This window comes from Leucobacter iarius (genome assembly GCF_039530105.1).
GTDB classification, from domain to species: Bacteria; Actinomycetota; Actinomycetes; order Actinomycetales; family Microbacteriaceae; genus Leucobacter; species Leucobacter iarius.
On sequence record NZ_BAAAOB010000001.1, the window covers coordinates 1,084,287 to 1,100,534 of the forward strand.

General features: G+C 71.7%; 15 protein-coding genes. 8 read left to right on the forward strand and 7 right to left on the reverse strand.

The window, feature by feature from the left end; translation table 11 throughout:
* Positions 1-33 precede the first annotated feature (33 nt).
* The 6 genes from fni to ABD169_RS04755 form a co-directional block, all read right to left on the reverse strand.
* On the reverse strand, positions 34-1,167 hold the full coding sequence (gene fni / locus ABD169_RS04730) for a type 2 isopentenyl-diphosphate Delta-isomerase (RefSeq protein ID WP_344029959.1): 1,134 nt from the start codon (positions 1,165-1,167) through the stop codon (positions 34-36).
* The gene (locus tag ABD169_RS04735) at positions 1,157-2,251 is read right to left on the reverse strand and encodes a phosphomevalonate kinase (protein WP_344029962.1); all 1,095 of its coding nucleotides are present in this window, start codon (positions 2,249-2,251) and stop codon (positions 1,157-1,159) included. The genes fni and ABD169_RS04735 overlap by 11 nt, the downstream gene beginning before the upstream one ends.
* The gene (gene mvaD, locus ABD169_RS04740) at positions 2,248-3,201 is read right to left on the reverse strand and encodes a diphosphomevalonate decarboxylase (RefSeq protein WP_344029966.1); all 954 of its coding nucleotides are present in this window, start codon (positions 3,199-3,201) and stop codon (positions 2,248-2,250) included. Before mvaD ends, ABD169_RS04735 begins: the two co-directional genes overlap by 4 nt.
* On the reverse strand, positions 3,198-4,211 hold the full coding sequence (gene mvk / locus ABD169_RS04745) for a mevalonate kinase (RefSeq protein WP_344029968.1): 1,014 nt from the start codon (positions 4,209-4,211) through the stop codon (positions 3,198-3,200). The genes mvaD and mvk overlap by 4 nt, the downstream gene beginning before the upstream one ends.
* Before the next feature lie 195 nt (positions 4,212-4,406).
* On the reverse strand, positions 4,407-5,255 hold the full coding sequence (locus tag ABD169_RS04750; protein WP_344029970.1) for a phosphosulfolactate synthase: 849 nt from the start codon (positions 5,253-5,255) through the stop codon (positions 4,407-4,409).
* Positions 5,256-5,287: 32 nt separating this feature from the next.
* Positions 5,288-6,688 carry an MmgE/PrpD family protein gene (locus tag ABD169_RS04755; protein WP_344029972.1) on the reverse strand — a complete coding sequence of 467 codons (1,401 nt, stop codon included), beginning with the start codon at positions 6,686-6,688 and terminating at the stop codon, positions 5,288-5,290.
* Positions 6,689-6,878: 190 nt separating this feature from the next.
* Here ABD169_RS04755 and ABD169_RS04760 point away from each other — a divergent pair, with 190 nt between their 5' ends.
* The 8 genes from ABD169_RS04760 (at position 6,879) to ABD169_RS04795 (ending at position 15,286) form a co-directional block, all read left to right on the forward strand.
* Positions 6,879-7,067, forward strand: a complete 189-nt coding sequence (locus ABD169_RS04760) for a hypothetical protein (protein WP_344029974.1) — start codon at positions 6,879-6,881, stop codon at positions 7,065-7,067.
* 171 nt (positions 7,068-7,238) lie between these two features.
* Positions 7,239-7,709, forward strand: a complete 471-nt coding sequence (locus tag ABD169_RS04765; protein ID WP_344029976.1) for a MarR family winged helix-turn-helix transcriptional regulator — start codon at positions 7,239-7,241, stop codon at positions 7,707-7,709.
* A gap of 909 nt (positions 7,710-8,618) precedes the next feature.
* Complete coding sequence (locus tag ABD169_RS04770) at positions 8,619-9,596, forward strand: AraC-like ligand-binding domain-containing protein (RefSeq protein ID WP_344029978.1); 978 nt, start codon at positions 8,619-8,621, stop codon at positions 9,594-9,596.
* A 170-nt stretch (positions 9,597-9,766) separates the two neighbouring features.
* A complete protein-coding gene (locus ABD169_RS04775) occupies positions 9,767-10,594 on the forward strand; it encodes a MoaF C-terminal domain-containing protein (RefSeq protein WP_344029980.1) in 828 nt (275 codons plus the stop codon).
* A 65-nt stretch (positions 10,595-10,659) separates the two neighbouring features.
* Positions 10,660-11,838, forward strand: a complete 1,179-nt coding sequence (locus ABD169_RS04780; protein ID WP_344029983.1) for an ABC transporter substrate-binding protein — start codon at positions 10,660-10,662, stop codon at positions 11,836-11,838.
* A 136-nt stretch (positions 11,839-11,974) separates the two neighbouring features.
* Positions 11,975-12,850 (forward strand): ABC transporter permease subunit, encoded by an 876-nt coding sequence (locus ABD169_RS04785; protein ID WP_344029986.1) that lies wholly within the window; start codon positions 11,975-11,977, stop codon positions 12,848-12,850.
* The gene (locus ABD169_RS04790) at positions 12,837-14,594 is read left to right on the forward strand and encodes a branched-chain amino acid ABC transporter ATP-binding protein/permease (RefSeq protein WP_046455428.1); all 1,758 of its coding nucleotides are present in this window, start codon (positions 12,837-12,839) and stop codon (positions 14,592-14,594) included. Before ABD169_RS04785 ends, ABD169_RS04790 begins: the two co-directional genes overlap by 14 nt.
* Positions 14,591-15,286 (forward strand): ABC transporter ATP-binding protein, encoded by a 696-nt coding sequence (locus tag ABD169_RS04795; protein WP_344029990.1) that lies wholly within the window; start codon positions 14,591-14,593, stop codon positions 15,284-15,286. The genes ABD169_RS04790 and ABD169_RS04795 overlap by 4 nt, the downstream gene beginning before the upstream one ends.
* A gap of 124 nt (positions 15,287-15,410) precedes the next feature.
* On the opposite strand, the gene ABD169_RS04800 is transcribed toward ABD169_RS04795, so the two are convergent.
* On the reverse strand, positions 15,411-16,238 hold the full coding sequence (locus ABD169_RS04800; protein ID WP_344029993.1) for an SDR family NAD(P)-dependent oxidoreductase: 828 nt from the start codon (positions 16,236-16,238) through the stop codon (positions 15,411-15,413).
* Between the last annotated feature and the right edge of the window lie 10 nt (positions 16,239-16,248).

Consider the following 16,248-nt stretch of genomic DNA (forward strand, 5'->3'; position numbering starts at 1 on the left):
TGAGGTTCGGGTGGCCGGGGCGGTGCGCGCGGGTCATGCGCGGGGCGCCTCGGAGCGGGAGGCGAGGCCACGGAGGTCAACGCCGCGGTCGGCGCAGAATTCCCGGAGCCGGCCGCGGAGGATGAGGTCGGTGGCGAGCAGCTCGTCGCGGGTGGTGGCGCCGAGCAGCGCGTAGACGGCGCGCGTGCGCGCCTTCCAATCCTCGACGAGGGCGATGAGGCGCTCCGCGCCGCCGCCGGTGCCGTCGGGGCCGACGGCCTCGAGGAACGCTCCGGCGACGCCGACAGCGCGGGCACCGGCGGCCAGCGCCTTGACGACGTCGTACGGGGTGCGGACCCCGCCCGACGCCAGCAGCGTGGGGGCGTCCGCGGGGGCGTCGAGCAGGCTCGCGAGCGCCGACTGGCCGAAGCCGGTCAGCATCGCGTACTCGCCGGCCTCGCGCCGGGCGTTCTCGATGCGCAGGAAATCGGTGCCGCCGCGGCCGCTCACGTCGGCGAGGCGCACGCCGATGTCGGAGAGCCGACGCAGCGTCGCCCGGCTCAGGCCGAAGCCGACCTCCTTGACGATCACGGGCACGGGCGACGCGGCCGCGAGCTGCTCGACCGACGACAGCCAGGAGGAGAAGTCCCGGGAGCCCTCGGGCATCACCGTCTCCTGCACCGCGTTGACGTGCACCTGCAGCGCGTCGGCGCCGAGCAGTTCGACCGCGCGGGGCGCGTCCGCGGCGGGCCGGCCGACGCCGACGTTCGCCATGACGAAGCCGTCGGGGTTCTCGGCACGGATCACGGCGAAGCCGCGGGCGGCATCGGGATCGTCGAGGGCGACCGAGACGGAGCCGCAGGCCATCGGCATGCCGGTCTCGCGCGCGGCGATCGCGAGCTCGCGGTTGATCCGCGTGGTGCGCTCGGTGCCGCCCGTCATGCCGTTCACGTAGAACGGGGTCCGCCAGTGCCACTCGCCGGCGTCGTGCCGGGCACCCGCGCCGAAGGGGATCGTCACCCCGAGGTCGATGCGGTCGGCGTCCACCCCGCCGAGCGCCTGGTGCACGAAGTCGAGCTCGTCGAACTCGTTGCGCGCGGCCGCGCCGCGCTGGTCGAGGGCGAGGTCGACGTGCTCGTCCTTGCGGGCGGCTCGGGATCCCGGGATCTCGCGGTGATCAGAATGCATCGATGCCTCCTGATGCGGGGTGCGGGGCGAGGCTGAGGCGACGGATGTCGTTCGCCTCCCACTCGCGCAGGATCGGATCGGTCGAGAGCTCTGCGTTCGCGAGCACGATACCGCAGTCGCCGCCGCCGGCGCCGGACGGCTTGCCCGCCGCACCGTGCCGCTCGGCGATGTCGCAGAGCGCGCGCAGCTGCGAGGTCTCGATCGTGATTCCCGACGTCTCGCTCAGGCGCTGCAGCACCCGGCGGGCCCGGCCGATCACCGCGGGCGCCCCCGCGCCGCGCTGCTCGAACGCCGCGACCAGGTCGTCGACGCAGGCCCGGCTGTCGGTGCTGAACTCGGGGTACGGCTGCAGCGGGCGGCGCCCGTCGGAGTGCCGCACCTGCTCGACGAGGCGCTCGGTGGAGGCCGGGGACCCGGTCCAGCCGACGAGCAGCTGCAGGGAGTCCGGGTTCGGCAGGCGCGTGACCCCGCAGCCCGCCCACTCCGCCGTCGCGGCCAGCGTGGCGGCGACGCCGTGCACCGCGCGGTGCGTGCGGAGCGCGCCGCGGTCGGGCGAGGAATAGCGGATCCAGCCGCCGAAGGTGCTCGCCGCCAGGTCGCCGCCGGAGGCCGCGGGCGCGACCTCGCAGGTCGCGAGCAGGGCGAGCTTGAACCGCTCGGTGCGGGTGAGGTCGAGGCCGTAGAACTCGTCGAGCGCGGCCACGACCGCGACGGTCACCGCGGCCGAAGAGCCGAGGCCGAACTTGCGGCCGCTGACGTCGTCGAGCTCGCTGCCGATGTCGAGGTCGTAGTAGCGCGGCGGCAGCCGCAGCTCGGAGCGCAGCTGCTCGACCACGGTGATCGCCGCGAACACGTAGTCCGACGGTTGGTGCTCGATCACGATCCGGTCGCTCGCGTCGTCGCGCACCCAGACGAGCGGCGAGCGGCCGTACGCGCTCGAGCGCACGCGGCCCACCTCGGAGCCCTCGGTGAGGCGCACCGTGATGTAGCGATCGACGGCGACGATCACGGCGGGCTGCCCCGGATCCACGACGGCGTACTCGCCGGCGATGTAGAGCTTGCCCGGCGCGCGGTGCTCGATCACGCGAGCACCTCCGCGCCCGCACCCGGGCCCACGAGGCGCACCGAGCCGAATCCCTGCAGCGCGGCGACCAGGTCCTCCGCCTGCTCCGGGCGCACGATCACGGCCACGTTGGGACCCGCGTCGGCGGTGGAGTACGCCTCGAGGCCCATATCGCGCAGCGCGGCGACGGCGTCGAAGATCGCGATGCTCGCGGGCGCCAGGTATCGGATGGGCGGGTCGCAGGCCTGGATCACGGCGTGCATGCGCAGCGCGTGCGACTCGGTGATGCGGCCCACGCGGGTGAAGTCCTCGGCCGCGCAGGCCTCGAGCATCGCCGCGAGCGACTCCTCGGTCGACGAGATCCACGCGGGGAAGAACGGGGAGGTGAGCGCCGAACGGCGCATGGCCGCGCGGCTCGAGACGGCCTTCTGCGCCGTGTCGACCGTGACGATGACCATGCGCATGTCGGGGCCCGTCACGGCCTCCGCGTAGGACGTCGCATCGTCGCCCGCGTGCCAGACGGCGAGGCCCGGGACGAGGCTGCGTGAGGCGGAGCCGGATCCGCGACGGGCGAGCCTGCTGAGGTCGCGCCGGTCGAGATCGAGCCCGTAGGCGCTCGCCGCGGCGGTCGCGAGCGCGGCGAAGCCCGACGCGGATGAGGCGAGGCCGGCGCCGGTGGGCGCCTCGTTGGTCGAGACGACCGAGGCGCGGGTCTCGGATCCCGCGAGCTCGCGCACGCGGTCGAGGAAGCGGGTCACCCGGCCGGTCGCGTCGGCGGAGGCCGCGGCCCCGTTCAGCGCGAAGGCGTCGGCGTCGGCCGCACCGTCGAGCGAGACGGTCGTGGTGGTGGGGAACGCATCGAGCGTCAGCGACAGGCTGCCCGCGACGGGGAGGATCAGATCCTCGTCCTGCTTGCCCCAGTACTTGACCAGGGCGATGTTCGGGAAAGCGCGAGCTGTAGCGGTCGTCATGCGGCGGGTACCTCCACGGTCCAGGTGCGTTCGGCGCCGGCGCGGCGCATGGCCGCCCCGATCCGGTCTGCGTGCGCGGCGTCGTCGGCGACCGCGATCACGCAGCCCCCGAGCCCGCCGCCGGTGAGCTTCGCGCCGGCCGCGCCGGCCTCGCGCGCGGCCTCGGTGATCGCGTCGAGCCGCTCGGAGCTGACGCCCACTCGGTTCAGGATCCCGTGCGCCTCGGTCATCGCCGCGCCGATCGCTGCGCGGTCGCCCGCGGCGAGGTCGGCGATCGATCCCTCGGCGATCTCGGCGAGGCGGGAGAGCAGCGCATCGGTCGTCTCCGGCTCGCGTTCGCGCAGGGCCTGCACCGAACCGACGGCTTTCGCGGTCGAGCCCGGGTGGCCGGAGTCCGCGAAGGCGAGGGTGAGCGGTGCGCCGATGCGGATCGGGGCGACCGCGCCGCGGTTGAAGCGGATGGCGCCCGTCGCCGCGACGGTGCGGGCGTCGATGCCGCTCGGGGTGCCGTGGGCGACCTTCTCGGCGGTCTGGATCAGTTCGAACAGGGTCTCGTCGTCGAGCGCGCTCCCCGCGAGGTCGAATGCGGCGCGCGTGATCGCCGCGGCCACCGCCGCGCTCGAACCGAGCCCGCGCTCGTGGGGGATCGCGCTGCGGATCCGCACGGTGGCGCCCTGCGCGTCGACGCCTCTCGCGAGTTCACCGAGCCCGGCACGCTCCAGCGAGGCGCGGATCGCCGTGACCACCGGGGCGAGGCGCGCGGGCGCGTCCTCGACGGGGCCGGTGAAGAGGGAGCTCTCGATGCGGAGGCCCGGTGCGCCGCGCTCGATCACGGCCTCCGCGGTCAGGCTGTCGACCGGGATCGCGATCGCCGGAGCCCCGTAGACCACGGCGTGCTCGCCGAACAGGATCGCCTTGGCGTGCGATGCGCCGACCCCGCGGAGCGGTGCGCGTGAGGGGGACGGGGGCGCCGGGGCGTCGCTCGTCTCCGCATCGGGGGTCAGGGGCATTCGGATCCGTTTCAGTCGACCCGGAAGCGCGATTTCACCCCCGGGCACACGTGAAGAGGGCCGGACTGCCCCGTCCCTCTCCGCCTCAAATCTCTTACGATACGCCCGTCTGCCGAAAGATGCGACCCGGCCGGCCACCCCCTGCGGGGGAGCCGGCCGGAAAATGCCAGGTCGATGCGGATTTCTCCGACTCGATCAGCTCTCGGCGGACGGGGCCGGATTGATCACCCTGCCCCAGGTGCTCGTGTTGCCCCAGATGTTCTGCCGCAACCCCTCGAGCTGCAGCACCTGGCTGTGGTCGACGAAGAGGTTCACCTCGTTGCCGTAGTTCTTGACGTACCACTCGAACACGGGGCCGTCGGCGGCCTCGAACATCACGTTCTCGAGCCCGAGCCCGTTGATCACGGACGCCGCCGCGCCCGTGTTCCACTCGCGCACGTTCTCGGTGATGCCCTCGGATTCGATCATGATGATCGAGGCGCCCGCATCGAGCGCCCGGCGGCCGCGGTCGATGAGGTCGCCGATGTCCTTCGCGCCCTCGACGGCGAGTTCGGCCTCGCCCGAATCGCCGCCGGATCCGATCTGGATCCCGAGCTCGGGCTTCGCCTTCAGGCCGGCCTTCACGACCTTGTCGACGAGACGGAGCAGACCCGAAGTGTTGAGCATGATGAAGCCTGTGGAGATCTCGATGACGTCGAATCCGACCTCCTTCGCCTCCTTCAGGTAGTGGTCGACCGCGTCGTCGCCGTAGCGGAGCACGGTCTCGATCCAGCCGCCCGACGAGACGTAGGAGCCGTGCTCGTGGGCGATGTCGCTGAAGGCGCGCACCTGATCCTGCGGCAGCAGGGCGAAGGATCCGCCCGCCCATTTGATGCCGTCGACCCACTGGCCAGCGACGTCGAACACGTCCTGCAGGTGCCGGGTGCCGAAGGTGTCGTAGTAGGGGGCGCGGATCTCGGTGATGCCGAAGGTGCGGGGCTTCGCCGGGCGGTAGGCGCGGGGGACGAAGTTGAAGGAGACGTCGTGGGGGACTGCGGTGCTCATGGGGAGTTCCTTTCTGCGGTGGGTCGAGTCGGTCAGTGGGCGCCGCCGGCGCTGTGCGCGCTGCTGCGGGTGCGCGGGACGCGGGCGAGCGCTGCGGTCAGCTCCCGGGTGCTGCGGCGGTCGAGCTCGCGCACGATCCCGGCGATCTCGTCGCGCAGCGCCGCGTCCGTGAAGGGGGAGGCGAGCGCGTCGAACTTCGCGCGTGCGGCCTCCCAGTCGAGGGGGTCGTCGTGGAAGCCGTGGTAGCTGTCCTGCGAGGAGCGGAACACCGTGCCGTCGGCCAGCTCGACCTCGAGGTCGGCGGGCATGTGCGCGGGGAACCGGGCCGAGAGCTCGTCGCTGGGGGTGATCACGACGCGGGTCATGAGGCCCTGCACGTCGGCCGCGACGATGCGCTCGGGTGCGTACTGCTCGGGCGTCAGCCGGCCGTCGAGCAGCACGACGGCGAGCATCCACGGCAGCGAATGGTCGGCCTCCTCCTTCGTGCGCACCAGCCGCTTGTCGCCCTCCTCGCCGCCGCCGATGATGGAGTGCGCGACGTCGAAGGTCGTGAGCCGGATCTGCGCGATCGCTCGCGAAGTGAATCCGTCCTGCGCCCGGATGTCCTGCGCCGCGTCGAGCGCGGACTGCGAGTGGATCTCGGCGTTGTGCTTCTTGACGATGGTGCGGCGGACCCGCTCCAGGTCCTCCTGCGACCAGTCGAGCTCGAAGGGGCCCGAGACCGAGTCCTTGAAGCCCTTGTTCCCCTCGAACACCGCCTCGGGGCCGGTGATCCCGCGGCCGGCGAGCAGCGCTGCGAAGGTGCCGGTTTGCGAGACGTGCGGGTAGGCGAGTCCCTTCCAATGGCTCAGGTTGCCGGTGCGGGTGACGCGGAGGGCGACGTTCGCGGTTCCGGCGATGGCGACCGCGTTCGCGATCTGCTTCTCGGGGAGGCGGAGCGCCTTGGCCGCGCCGGCGGCGACCGCGAAGGCGCCCTGCGTGGTGTGATCGAAGCCGCGGGCGCGCACCGGCGCCTCGTCGGAGAGTCGCGTGTGCACCTGGTAGGCGACCGCGAGCGCCGTGAGGAACTCGGCACCGGTGGCGTCGACCGACTCGGCGGCGGCGAGCACCGCGCCCAGGTTGTCGGAGGGGTGGTTCGTCTCGCCCGGGGCGAGATAGGAGTCCATGAAGTCGAGGTAGCGGCTGAGCGCGCTGTTGAAGAACGCGGCGCGCTCGGGGCTGGTCGCGCCGCCGCCGATGAGTGTGGCGGTGGGGGTGCCGTCGAGATCCGCGAGCAGCCCGCGGATCGCTGCGATCGGTTCGGCGTCGAGCGCTCCGATCGCGACCCCGAGGGTGTCGAGCACCCGGATCTTGAGCTGTTCGAGCGCCTCCGCGCTCAGGTCCTCGATGCGCGCGCGGCCCACGAAACGGGCGAGATCCTGCACTTCGGTCATGCCTCGACTCCAATCATCCGATGAAAGTTAGGTTCACCTTCATTAGACGCCGAAAGTATCTCGACGTCAAGATACTTTTGCTGTGAGCGCACTCGGATTCGGGGCGTAGGAAGGAGGCTTCGGGTGTGCTCGCCGGGTGGAACCGGATGCGGATATTGCATCGCCGGCCCGGTCGCGAGATGATCGGGGCATGAGCCGGGGTGGCGCGCTGGAATCGATCGTGTGGGGGATCTGCGCCTACTTCTGGTTCCTCTGGGTGACGGGTGCCGGCGCTCCGACGGCGCTCTGGCTCGCGCTGGTGTTCTTCGTGCTGGTGGAGCTCGCGAGCCGGACCAGGGCGCAGCCGAGCGCGGTGCGCCCGCTCGGGCAGTACGCCTGATCCACCTCTCCTCCGGGCTTGCCGCCAGGCTGGCTTGAGGAGGAGATCCGCGTTCAGAAGGACGAAAACGCCCAGAATCTCCGTTGGGGCGCGAATTTCCTTCTCTGCAGCGACCGCGGCAGTGCGAGCGGGTAAGTCAGTCACCTGATAGTTTGGTGCCTAATGAATGCGATGATCGACACCAAGCATGCGCTGCTCCTCGAGCGCGCGGGCGGCGGGCTCGCAGCGGAGCTGGTGATGGGACTGCTCACCACGGCGCGCCGCATCGACGCCGAGTGCGCGGCACTCCTCGAACCCTACGGGCTCTCCGAGGGGCGCTTCGCCGCACTCCTCGCGATCTCGGCGGAGCCGGGGGCGGCGCCCGCGAGGATCGCCGAGCGGTTGGGAGTGACCCGGGCCACGGTCACGGGACTCGTCGACGGGCTCGCCCGTGCGGGGTGGGCGGCCCGCGAACCCGATCCGAGCGACCGCCGCGCGCTCGTCCTGCGCTCCACCCCGGCAGGGGAGGCGCTGCTGGCCGAGCTCGCCCCGCGCTACGGGACCTGGCTCCAGCGGCTCACGGATGGCATCGGATCCGATACCGCGACCGTCTGCGTCGATGCCCTCGCCACGATCCAGCGCAACGCGGCGGCGACGGCGTGAGCCATGCGGGCGGATCCCGGAACCGCCAGTCCGCGCCGCGCGACGAGGTGCAGCGCGGTCTCGTCGAGTCGCGCACGCTCGGCGAGATCACCGCGCTGGATCACGCGGTGCTGCTCGCGCACGCGATCCCGGACGCGTCCTCCGAGCTCGTGGTCGAGGTGCGAGCGGCAGGGGAGCTCGGCATCCTGGCTCGGATGCGCGCCATCGGCGCAGCGCTCCGCGCCCACCTCGAGACATCGGCCTGCTCCGACCTCACCCGGCACCCCTCGGACACGGTGCGCGGGTGGGCCTGGTTCGCGCTCGCCGCGGAGCCGGGGTCCCCGCGCGAGCTCGTCGCGCTGATCCTGCCGGCGGCCGACGACTCGCACTTCGGGGTGCGCGAATGGGCCTGGATGGCCGTGCGGGATCGGCTCGCCGCCGAACTCGGGGAGAGCATCGCCGCGCTCGCCGAGCTGACGAGCGATCCATCGGAGCGGATCCGCCGTTTCGCGAGCGAGACCCTGCGTCCGCGCGGGGTGTGGGCGAAGCGCATCGCGGTGCTCGGAGCGGAACCGGATCGGGGCCTGCCGATCCTGGAGCCGCTGCGCGCCGACCCGTCGACGTACGTGCAGGACTCCGTCGCGAACTGGATCAACGACGCGGCGAAGTCGAGTCCCGAGTGGGCGCGCGATCTCGCGATCCGATGGGCGCGGGAGAGCCCCGGGCCCGAAACCAGGCGGATCCTGCGCCGCCGCACCCTTGCCTCTCCACGCCGACCCCTTGACCCAGCGGCCCCGGTCCGGCCGCAGCCGCAGACACCGCGGCCGCGCGCGTGTACGCTCGCGTGCACAGCGGCTCCGGCGCCGCGAGGACGCGCGTCGGCGACCCCGCGCCCGCCCTCGGGCGGCGGCCCGAAGGCGGGTGGAGCAGATGCAGCGCACGATCGCACCGCACGGCGCGTGGGGCGGGTCCGGCGTCGCGCAGACCGACAGCCTCGCCGCGTTCCGCAGCATGGTCTCCGCGTCGTTCGTCCCGCTGCGGATCAGCACGGAGCGGGAGGCGCCGTTCGCGGCGCGCATGCACTCCGTCTCGGCCGGCGACATCGTGTTCACCGAGGTGACGGCGTGCCCGCACCTCGTCGAGCGCACGCCCGAGACGATCGCGAACGGCGGCAGCGGGTACTACAAGATCGGGCTGCTGCAGCAGGGCAGCGGGATCCTGGTGCAGGACGGTCGCGAGGCGGCGCTCGGGCCGGGATCCCTGACCATCACCGATACCTCACAGCCGTACTCGCTGCTGCTCGACGAGAGCTTCCGCAATCTCGTCATGATGTTCCCGAAGCACCTGCTGCCCGTGCCGTACGCCGAGCAGCTCACCGCGGTGGTGCTCGGCGAGCGGCATCCCGCGCTCGCCTCGGTCGCGACGGCGTTCCTCGCGCAGTTCCCCGCCCAGCTGACCGCGATGAGCGATCCGCTGCGGGGCAAGCTCGCCCGCACCGCGCTCGACCTCGTCACCACGCTCGTCTCGGGGATCGCCGACACGGATCCGGTGCAGCGGGACCCGCACCACCAGCTGCTGCAGCGCATCTACGCGTACATCGACGACCATCTCGCGTCGCCCGACCTCTCGCCCGGGCGCATCGCGGCGGCGCACTACGTCTCGACGAGCCACCTGAGCGCGGTCTTCCGCCGCACCGGCACCACCGTGTCCGCCTGGATCCGGTCGCGTCGGCTCGACCGCTGCCGCGCCGACCTGCTGGATCCCGTGCTCGCCGACCGCACCGTCGCGAGCATCGCGGCGCGCTGGGGCTTCACCGAGGCCGCCTACTTCAGCCGCACGTTCAAGGCGGCGTTCGGCGTCTCGCCGAGCGAGCTGCGTCTCGGGGAGCGCTCCGCAACCGCTTCGTGACCCGGATTGACCGGAGCGCCACGCCCCTTGTCGCTGCGCGAGCGGTGCGGTCCGGGTCGGCTCACCGCTCCCTACAGTGAGCGCAAGACGAGCATCGAAGCTCTCCAGTCGACGGCTGGGCGCGCGATGCGACGTCCTCATGACCGACGCGCTGAAAGGACCCCGGGACGATGACGACCCCCGCAGCAGCACCCACCGCAGCCGAGCTGACCGCCGCGGATCCGAACGAGTGGCGGAGCTACGACGAGTTCGCGGCCGGGATCGACACCTACCGCCTGCCGAGCATCGATCTCGACGGGCAGACGCTCGCCCTGCTGCTCGACGACGGCACCGAGCTGCGCCTCGCCTTCGAGGACGGCGAGGTCGCCTGGTCGGCGAGCGGCTCCATCACGACCGCGGGCGAGCTGCGGGATCCCTACGACGCGGTGCGGGTGCGCGAGGACGTCGTGTTCCTCAACCTGCCCGTCGAGACGCGCGAGCGCGAGGCGATCACGATCGTCTACTCGGAGCGCACCCACCGGGCGCTCGTGACCCGGTCCGAGATCGCCGAGTCCGAGACCGAGGGGGAGCCCCGGGTCGGACAGACGTTCTGGGCCGCGACCACCGACCGCGGCACCGCCACCGGCGAGGTCCCCGGCCCGTCGCGCGACCTCATCGGCCGCCGCAACCTGTACCGCTACAGCCCCGAGCACCTCTACGAGCACATGTACGTGTCGAGCGAGCGCTACGCCTGGCAGTGCGTGCAGGGCGTGCAGCGCGGCCACGGCGACATGGACCTGTCGACCGTGTGGAAGTTCGCGGACGGCCTCTACCTGTTCTGCTTCCGCGAGTTCCGCATCGCCGTCGCGAGCGTCTGGCTGCACGACCTCGGCACCCAGCTCATGACCACCGGGATCTTCCTCGGGATCACGGGCGACGGCCGGGCCGAGCACTCGCGCGCCGGCGGTCACGTCTACCCGCTCGGCTCGGTCGCCTACCCCGACGTCCAGCCCGTCTGACCCCGGAGCCCGAGGGCTCCGCGCTCCGCAGTACCTCACCCTCACCTGTCCCGAGAGGAACCGACATGAAGAAACGACTCCTGGCGGCTGCGGCCCTGACCGCGGCCGCAGCGCTCGCGCTCAGCGGCTGCGCCGGAAGCGACGGCGGTGGCGGCGGGCCGATCAAGCTCGGCTCCGTCAACACCATCAGCGGCCCGGCCACCTTCCCCGAGGCCTCGCAGGCCGCGAAGGCCGTCTTCGACGAGGTCAATGCCAAGGGCGGCATCAACGGCCGCAAGATCGAGTACAAGATCACCGACGACAAGGCCGACCCCGCGACCGCGACCGCGTCCGCCCGACAGCTGATCGGCAGCGACGAGGTCGTCGCGCTGGTCGGTTCGGCGTCGCTGCTCGACTGCGAGATCAACGCGAAGTACTACGAGCAGGAGAAGGTGCGCTCGATCCAGGGGATCGGCGTCGATCCCGGCTGCTTCAAGTCGAAGAACATCGCGCCGGTCAACATCGGCCCCTTCAACGACACCACGCTGACGATGCTCTACGGATCCGAGAAGCTCGGCCTCGACAAGCTCTGCGTGTTCACGAGCGTCATCGGTTCGACCGGCCCCGCCTACAAGGCCGCCGTCGACCGCTGGAGCTCGATCACCGGGAAGAAGCCCGTGCTCGTCGACGACACCGTGCCCTACGGCGGCGCCGACTACACCCCCTACATCGTGAAGGCGAAGAAGGCCGGCTGCACGGCCATCGTGAGCAACGCCGTCGAGCCCGACGCGATCGGCCAGATCAAGGCCGCGAACCAGCAGGGCTGGGACGACGTCACCTTCCTGTTCCTCACCTCGACCTACAGCGAGAGCTTCGCGAAGGCCGTGTCGAACAGTGCGGCCGGCGTCTACGTCCCCGCCGAGTTCTACCCCTTCACCGAGGACAGCGACATCAACGCCGACTGGAAGGCGCTGATGAAGAAGAACGACATCACCCTGACCTCGTTCAGCCAGGGCGGCTACCTCTCGGCGACCTTCATGATCGAGGTGCTCAAGAGCATCAAGGGCGACATCACCCGCGAGAGCGTCGCCAAGGCGCTCGACGAGATGAAGCCGATCGAGAACAAGATGATCGCCTACCCCTACCAGTTCAAGCAGGTCGCCGCGCAGGACTACGAGCCCGGCGGCTGGCCGGTCGTGCTGAAGTCCGGCACGAACGCCTGGGCCAAGGCCGCGGACGACTGGCTGAAGCTGCCGTCGAAGTAACCGCTCCGCTCCCGCGCCCGGTGCGGCAGAACCTCGGGTTCCGCCGCACCGGGCGCTCCGGTCCCATCGATCCCACCGCAGAGGTTCCCATGCACCACACCCCCGCATCGCGCGGCCCCCGCACCCGGGGGCGCGCGTGAACGGCGGCGCGCTCCTCCAGGGCGCGCTCTCCGGACTCGCCGCGGGCGGCGTCTACGCCGTCTTCGCCGTCACGCTCACCCTCATGTCCCGTCTCGTGCGCGTCGTCAACTTCGCGCAGGCGGCCACCGGCATGTTCGCCGCGTTCATCTCCGTCTGGTTCGCGAGCAAGCTCGGGATCCCCGTCTGGCTCGCGACGATCGCCGGCGTCATCGTCGGCGCCCTGCTCAGCGCACTCATCGGCTGGATCGCGGCGACCTGGCTCGCCGAGGCCGACCTGTCGACCCGATCGGCCATGACCGTCGCCCCGTTCCTGCTGCTCATGTCGCTCTCGTACATCATGTTCGGCAACAAGCCCCAGCCCTTCGCCCCGATCTTCGACGGCGCCGCGTTCAGCGTCGCCGGAGTGGTCGTGAGCTGGGTCACCGTCGTCACCGTCTCGCTCGCGATCCTCGTGGCGCTCGCCGCCGCGATCGTGCTGCGCAGGACCACCATCGGCACGAAGCTGCGCGCGCTGTCGGACCGCCCCACCACGGCGGAGCTGATCGGCATCGCGTCGAAGTCGCTGTCGATCGGGGTCTGGGCCGTCACCGGCGCGGTGAGCGCGGTCACGGTGCTGATCATCGCTCCGACGCAGTCGAACGATGCGGTGAGCCTGTCGATGCTCATCATCCCCGCCGCGGCCGCGGCGCTGCTCGGCGGCTTCAAACGGCTCGACCTCGCGGTCGTCGGCGGCCTGCTGCTCGGTCTCGTCGGCGGCATGGTGGCGCAGGTGTCCGAGCTGACGCTCGTGCGCAGCTTCGTGCCGCTCGTGTTCATCGTCGTCCTCCTCCTGTGGTCCCAGAGAAAGGCGGTGTGGGATGCTGCTCGCTAACCGCTCCCTCCGCGTCGCGTTGCCGTTCGTGGTGGCGGTGCTCGCCCTCGGCGTCGGCTGGGCTCTGAGCGTCGGGCTCTCGGGCTACGTCGTCTACCTCGCCATCAGCATGGTGACGGCGACGATCGCGATCCTCGGTCTCGGCATCGTCACGGGCTCGGCGGGCATCATCGCGCTCTGCCAGCTCACCTTCGGCGCGATCGGGGCCTGGATCGTCTCCTGGCTCAACGTGTCGCACGCTCCCGGCGGCTTCATCGTCTGGCTCGTCGCGGGCGGCATCGGCGCCGGCATCGCCGGCGTGATCATCGGCCTGCCCGCCCTGCGCCTGCGCGGCGTGAACCTTGCGGTCGTCACCCTCGGCTTCGCGGCGGCGTTCGACGTGCTGCTCGTGCAGACGCAGTTCCCCGGCCAGGCCGACGGTGCGCAGATCGAGCGGCCCGCCATGTTCTCGAGCGATCGGCAGTTCTTCTTCTTCGCGATCATCGTGCTCGTGATCTGCGCGCTCGGCGTGTTCCTGCTGCAGCGCAGCCGCATCGGCAGCAGCTGGAAGGCCGTCGCGTTCTCGGAGCGCGGCACCGCGGCCGTCGGCCAGAGCGTCAGCGCGGCCAAGCTGTCGGCGTTCGCGGTCAGCGCCGCGCTCGGCGGCATCTCGGGCGGTCTGCTGGCCGGCCAGGTCGGGATCCCGTACGCCTCGAGCTTCACTCCGATCCAGTCGCTCGCCCTCTACATCCTCGCGATCATGAGCGGCGCCTACCTGATCGACATGGCCATCTTCGGCGGGATCCTGTGGGTGCTCGTGCCCGAGCTGCTGAAGCGCTGGGGCGTGCCCCAGGACTGGGGCTTCGTCGTCTTCGGCGTGCTGGGCATCCAGGCGCTCACGAGCGGATCGAACCTCGGCGAGGCGATCCGCGCCGGGATCCGCAAGCGGGCCAAGCGACGGAAGGCGGAGGCGGTCGACCCGGGGTCGGTGACGACGAGCGTGCTCGACGTGTTCGCCGTGCCCGAGGCCGAGGAGCCGATCCCCGCCGATGCGCCGCCCGTGCTGGAGGTGCGCGGGCTCGGGGTGCAGTTCGGTGCGCTGAAGGCGCTCGACGACGTGTCCCTCCGGGTGCGTCCGCGCTCGATCATGGGGCTCATCGGCCCGAACGGCGCCGGCAAGTCGACCTTCGTCGACGCGGTGAGCGGCTTCCTGCCGCAGCACACGGGCGCGGTCGAGCTCGACGGCACCGACATCAGCCGGCTGTCCCCGGTGTCCCGGGCCCGCAGGGGCCTGCGCCGCACCTTCCAGCAGGACCGCGTGCCGCCCCAGCTCACCGTCGAGGCCTACGTGCGCTTCGTCGCCCGCCGGGCGCTCGACCGCGACGAACTGGCGGATGCGCTCGCGTTTCTCGGCTGCCCGCCGCCCGAGGAGCAGCTCGCCAACGTCGACGTCGGCACCCGCCGACTGATCGAGGTCGCCGCGGCGGTGCTCTCGGGCCCGCGCGTGCTGATCCTCGACGAGCCGGCCGCCGGCCTGTCGCACGAGGAGCACCTGCAGTTCGGGCAGCGCCTCACCCGGATCCCGTCGCGCTTCGACACCGCGATCGTGATCATCGAGCACGACCTCGACCTGGTGCGCACCGTCTGCACCGAGCTCACCGTGCTCGACTTCGGCCGGGTGCTCGCCCAGGGCGAGGCCGGAGCGGTGCTGGAGGATCCGGCCGTCGTGGCCGCATACATGGGAGACGCGGAGGTGACGCAGTGAGCGAACTGCAGTTGAGCGGAACGACCGTGAGCCGGGGAGCCGGCCCCGTGGTCTCGGGGGTCGACCTCGTGCTCCGCGAGGGCGAGATCCTCGCGCTCGTCGGGCCGAACGGAGCGGGCAAGACGAGCCTGCTCGAGTCGGTGTCGGGCGTGATCCCGCACTCGGAGGGCGACATCTCGGTCGACGGCCGGTCGATGGCGAAGTGGGGCCGCGTGCAGCGCGCCCGCGCGGGGATCGCGCACATCGAGCAGGGCCGCGCGATCTTCCCGTCGCTCACCGTGCGCGAGAACCTGCTGCTTACCGCGAAGAACGACGCGGGCGTGCAGGAGGTGCTGGCGTCGTTCCCCGAGCTCGAGAAGCGCATCGACGCGCAGTCGGCGCTGCTCTCGGGCGGCGAGCAGCAGATGGTGGTGCTGGCGCGAGCGTTCGCGTCGAAGCCGCGGTTCCTGCTGATCGACGAGATGTCACTCGGCCTCGCACCGGTGGTGTTCATGCGGTTGCTGCCGCTGATCCAGCAGATCGCGGCGACCGGGGTCGGGGTGCTGCTCGTCGAGCAGTTCACCCACCTCGCGCTCGGGATCGCCGACGAGGCGATGGTGCTCGCGAGCGGCCGCGTCAGCCATGCGCAGGGGCCGGCGAAGGCGCTCGAGCAGGATCCCGAGCTGCTGCGGCGGGCCTACCTGGGGAGCTGAACGCCCCGCCCTCCGTCATCCTGCGCGAGGAACGAGTCGCAGGATCTCACTGGATCCTGCGACTCGCAAGCTCGCGCAGGATGACGGTGCGAGCTCGCGCAGGATGACGGATTGTTGATGCCGACTACATACCCGCGTGCTCGAACGCGATGGTCGGCAGGTCGACGACGTGGGCGCCGCCGTCGGCGACGAGCACCGATCCGGTCACGTACGACGACTGCGACGAACCGAGGAAGCGCGCGATGGACGCGATCTCGGCGGGCTCCGCCGGGCGGCCGAGGGGTACGTCGCGGGTCACCGCGGCGTAGCCAGCTTCGCGGTCGGCGATCTCGGGGGCGGCCTGCGCGAACTCGTCCATCTCGGCGTCCGCCATGGGAGTGCGCACCCAGCCCGGGCAGATCGCGTTGACGCGCACGCCCTTCGCGCCGTAGTCGCGGGCGAGGCTGCGCGTGAGCCCGATGAGGGCGTGCTTGCCGACCGTGTATCCCGCGACGGAGGGGCCGGCGAAGAGCCCGGCGAGCGACGAGACGATGACGATCTGGGCGCCGCCGTGCTCGGCGGCCGCGTCGATCAGCGCGGGCAGCGACTCGCGGGCCATCACGAACGCCGTCGACAGGTTGACGCTGATGGCGGTGTCCCAGTCGGCGTCGCTCGTCTCGCCGACCGACGAGAAGCCGTGGCCGCCGGCGTTCGCGACGAGCACGTCGAGGCGGCCGAATCGGCGGACGATCTCGGCCACGGCGGCCCGGGCGGATGCGCCGTCGGCCGCGTCGGCGACGATCGCGGTCCCGCCGATGCGCTGCGCGACCGCCTCGATCGGCTCGCGGCGTCGGCCCAGCACCACGACGGTGGCGCCTTCGGCGGCGAACCGCTCGGCGACCGCGGCGCCGATGCCGGTGCCGCCTCCGGTGATGGCGACCACGCGCCCCTGTACGTCCGTGCTTCCGGTCATCCGGCTCTCC

Coding starts and splice junctions, on each gene's coding strand:
- ABD169_RS04765 (WP_344029976.1), top strand. CDS start 7,239: ATGATCGACACCAAGCATGCGCTGCTCCTCGAGCGCGCGGGCGGCGGG.
- ABD169_RS04790 (WP_046455428.1), top strand. CDS start 12,837: ATGCTGCTCGCTAACCGCTCCCTCCGCGTCGCGTTGCCGTTCGTGGTG.
- ABD169_RS04780 (WP_344029983.1), top strand. CDS start 10,660: ATGAAGAAACGACTCCTGGCGGCTGCGGCCCTGACCGCGGCCGCAGCG.
- ABD169_RS04775 (WP_344029980.1), top strand. CDS start 9,767: ATGACGACCCCCGCAGCAGCACCCACCGCAGCCGAGCTGACCGCCGCG.
- mvk (WP_344029968.1), bottom strand. CDS start 4,211: ATGCCCCTGACCCCCGATGCGGAGACGAGCGACGCCCCGGCGCCCCCG.
- ABD169_RS04755 (WP_344029972.1), bottom strand. CDS start 6,688: ATGACCGAAGTGCAGGATCTCGCCCGTTTCGTGGGCCGCGCGCGCATC.
- ABD169_RS04770 (WP_344029978.1), top strand. CDS start 8,619: ATGCAGCGCACGATCGCACCGCACGGCGCGTGGGGCGGGTCCGGCGTC.
- ABD169_RS04750 (WP_344029970.1), bottom strand. CDS start 5,255: ATGAGCACCGCAGTCCCCCACGACGTCTCCTTCAACTTCGTCCCCCGC.
- mvaD (WP_344029966.1), bottom strand. CDS start 3,201: ATGACGACCGCTACAGCTCGCGCTTTCCCGAACATCGCCCTGGTCAAG.
- fni (WP_344029959.1), bottom strand. CDS start 1,167: ATGCATTCTGATCACCGCGAGATCCCGGGATCCCGAGCCGCCCGCAAG.
- ABD169_RS04800 (WP_344029993.1), bottom strand. CDS start 16,238: ATGACCGGAAGCACGGACGTACAGGGGCGCGTGGTCGCCATCACCGGA.
- ABD169_RS04760 (WP_344029974.1), top strand. CDS start 6,879: ATGAGCCGGGGTGGCGCGCTGGAATCGATCGTGTGGGGGATCTGCGCC.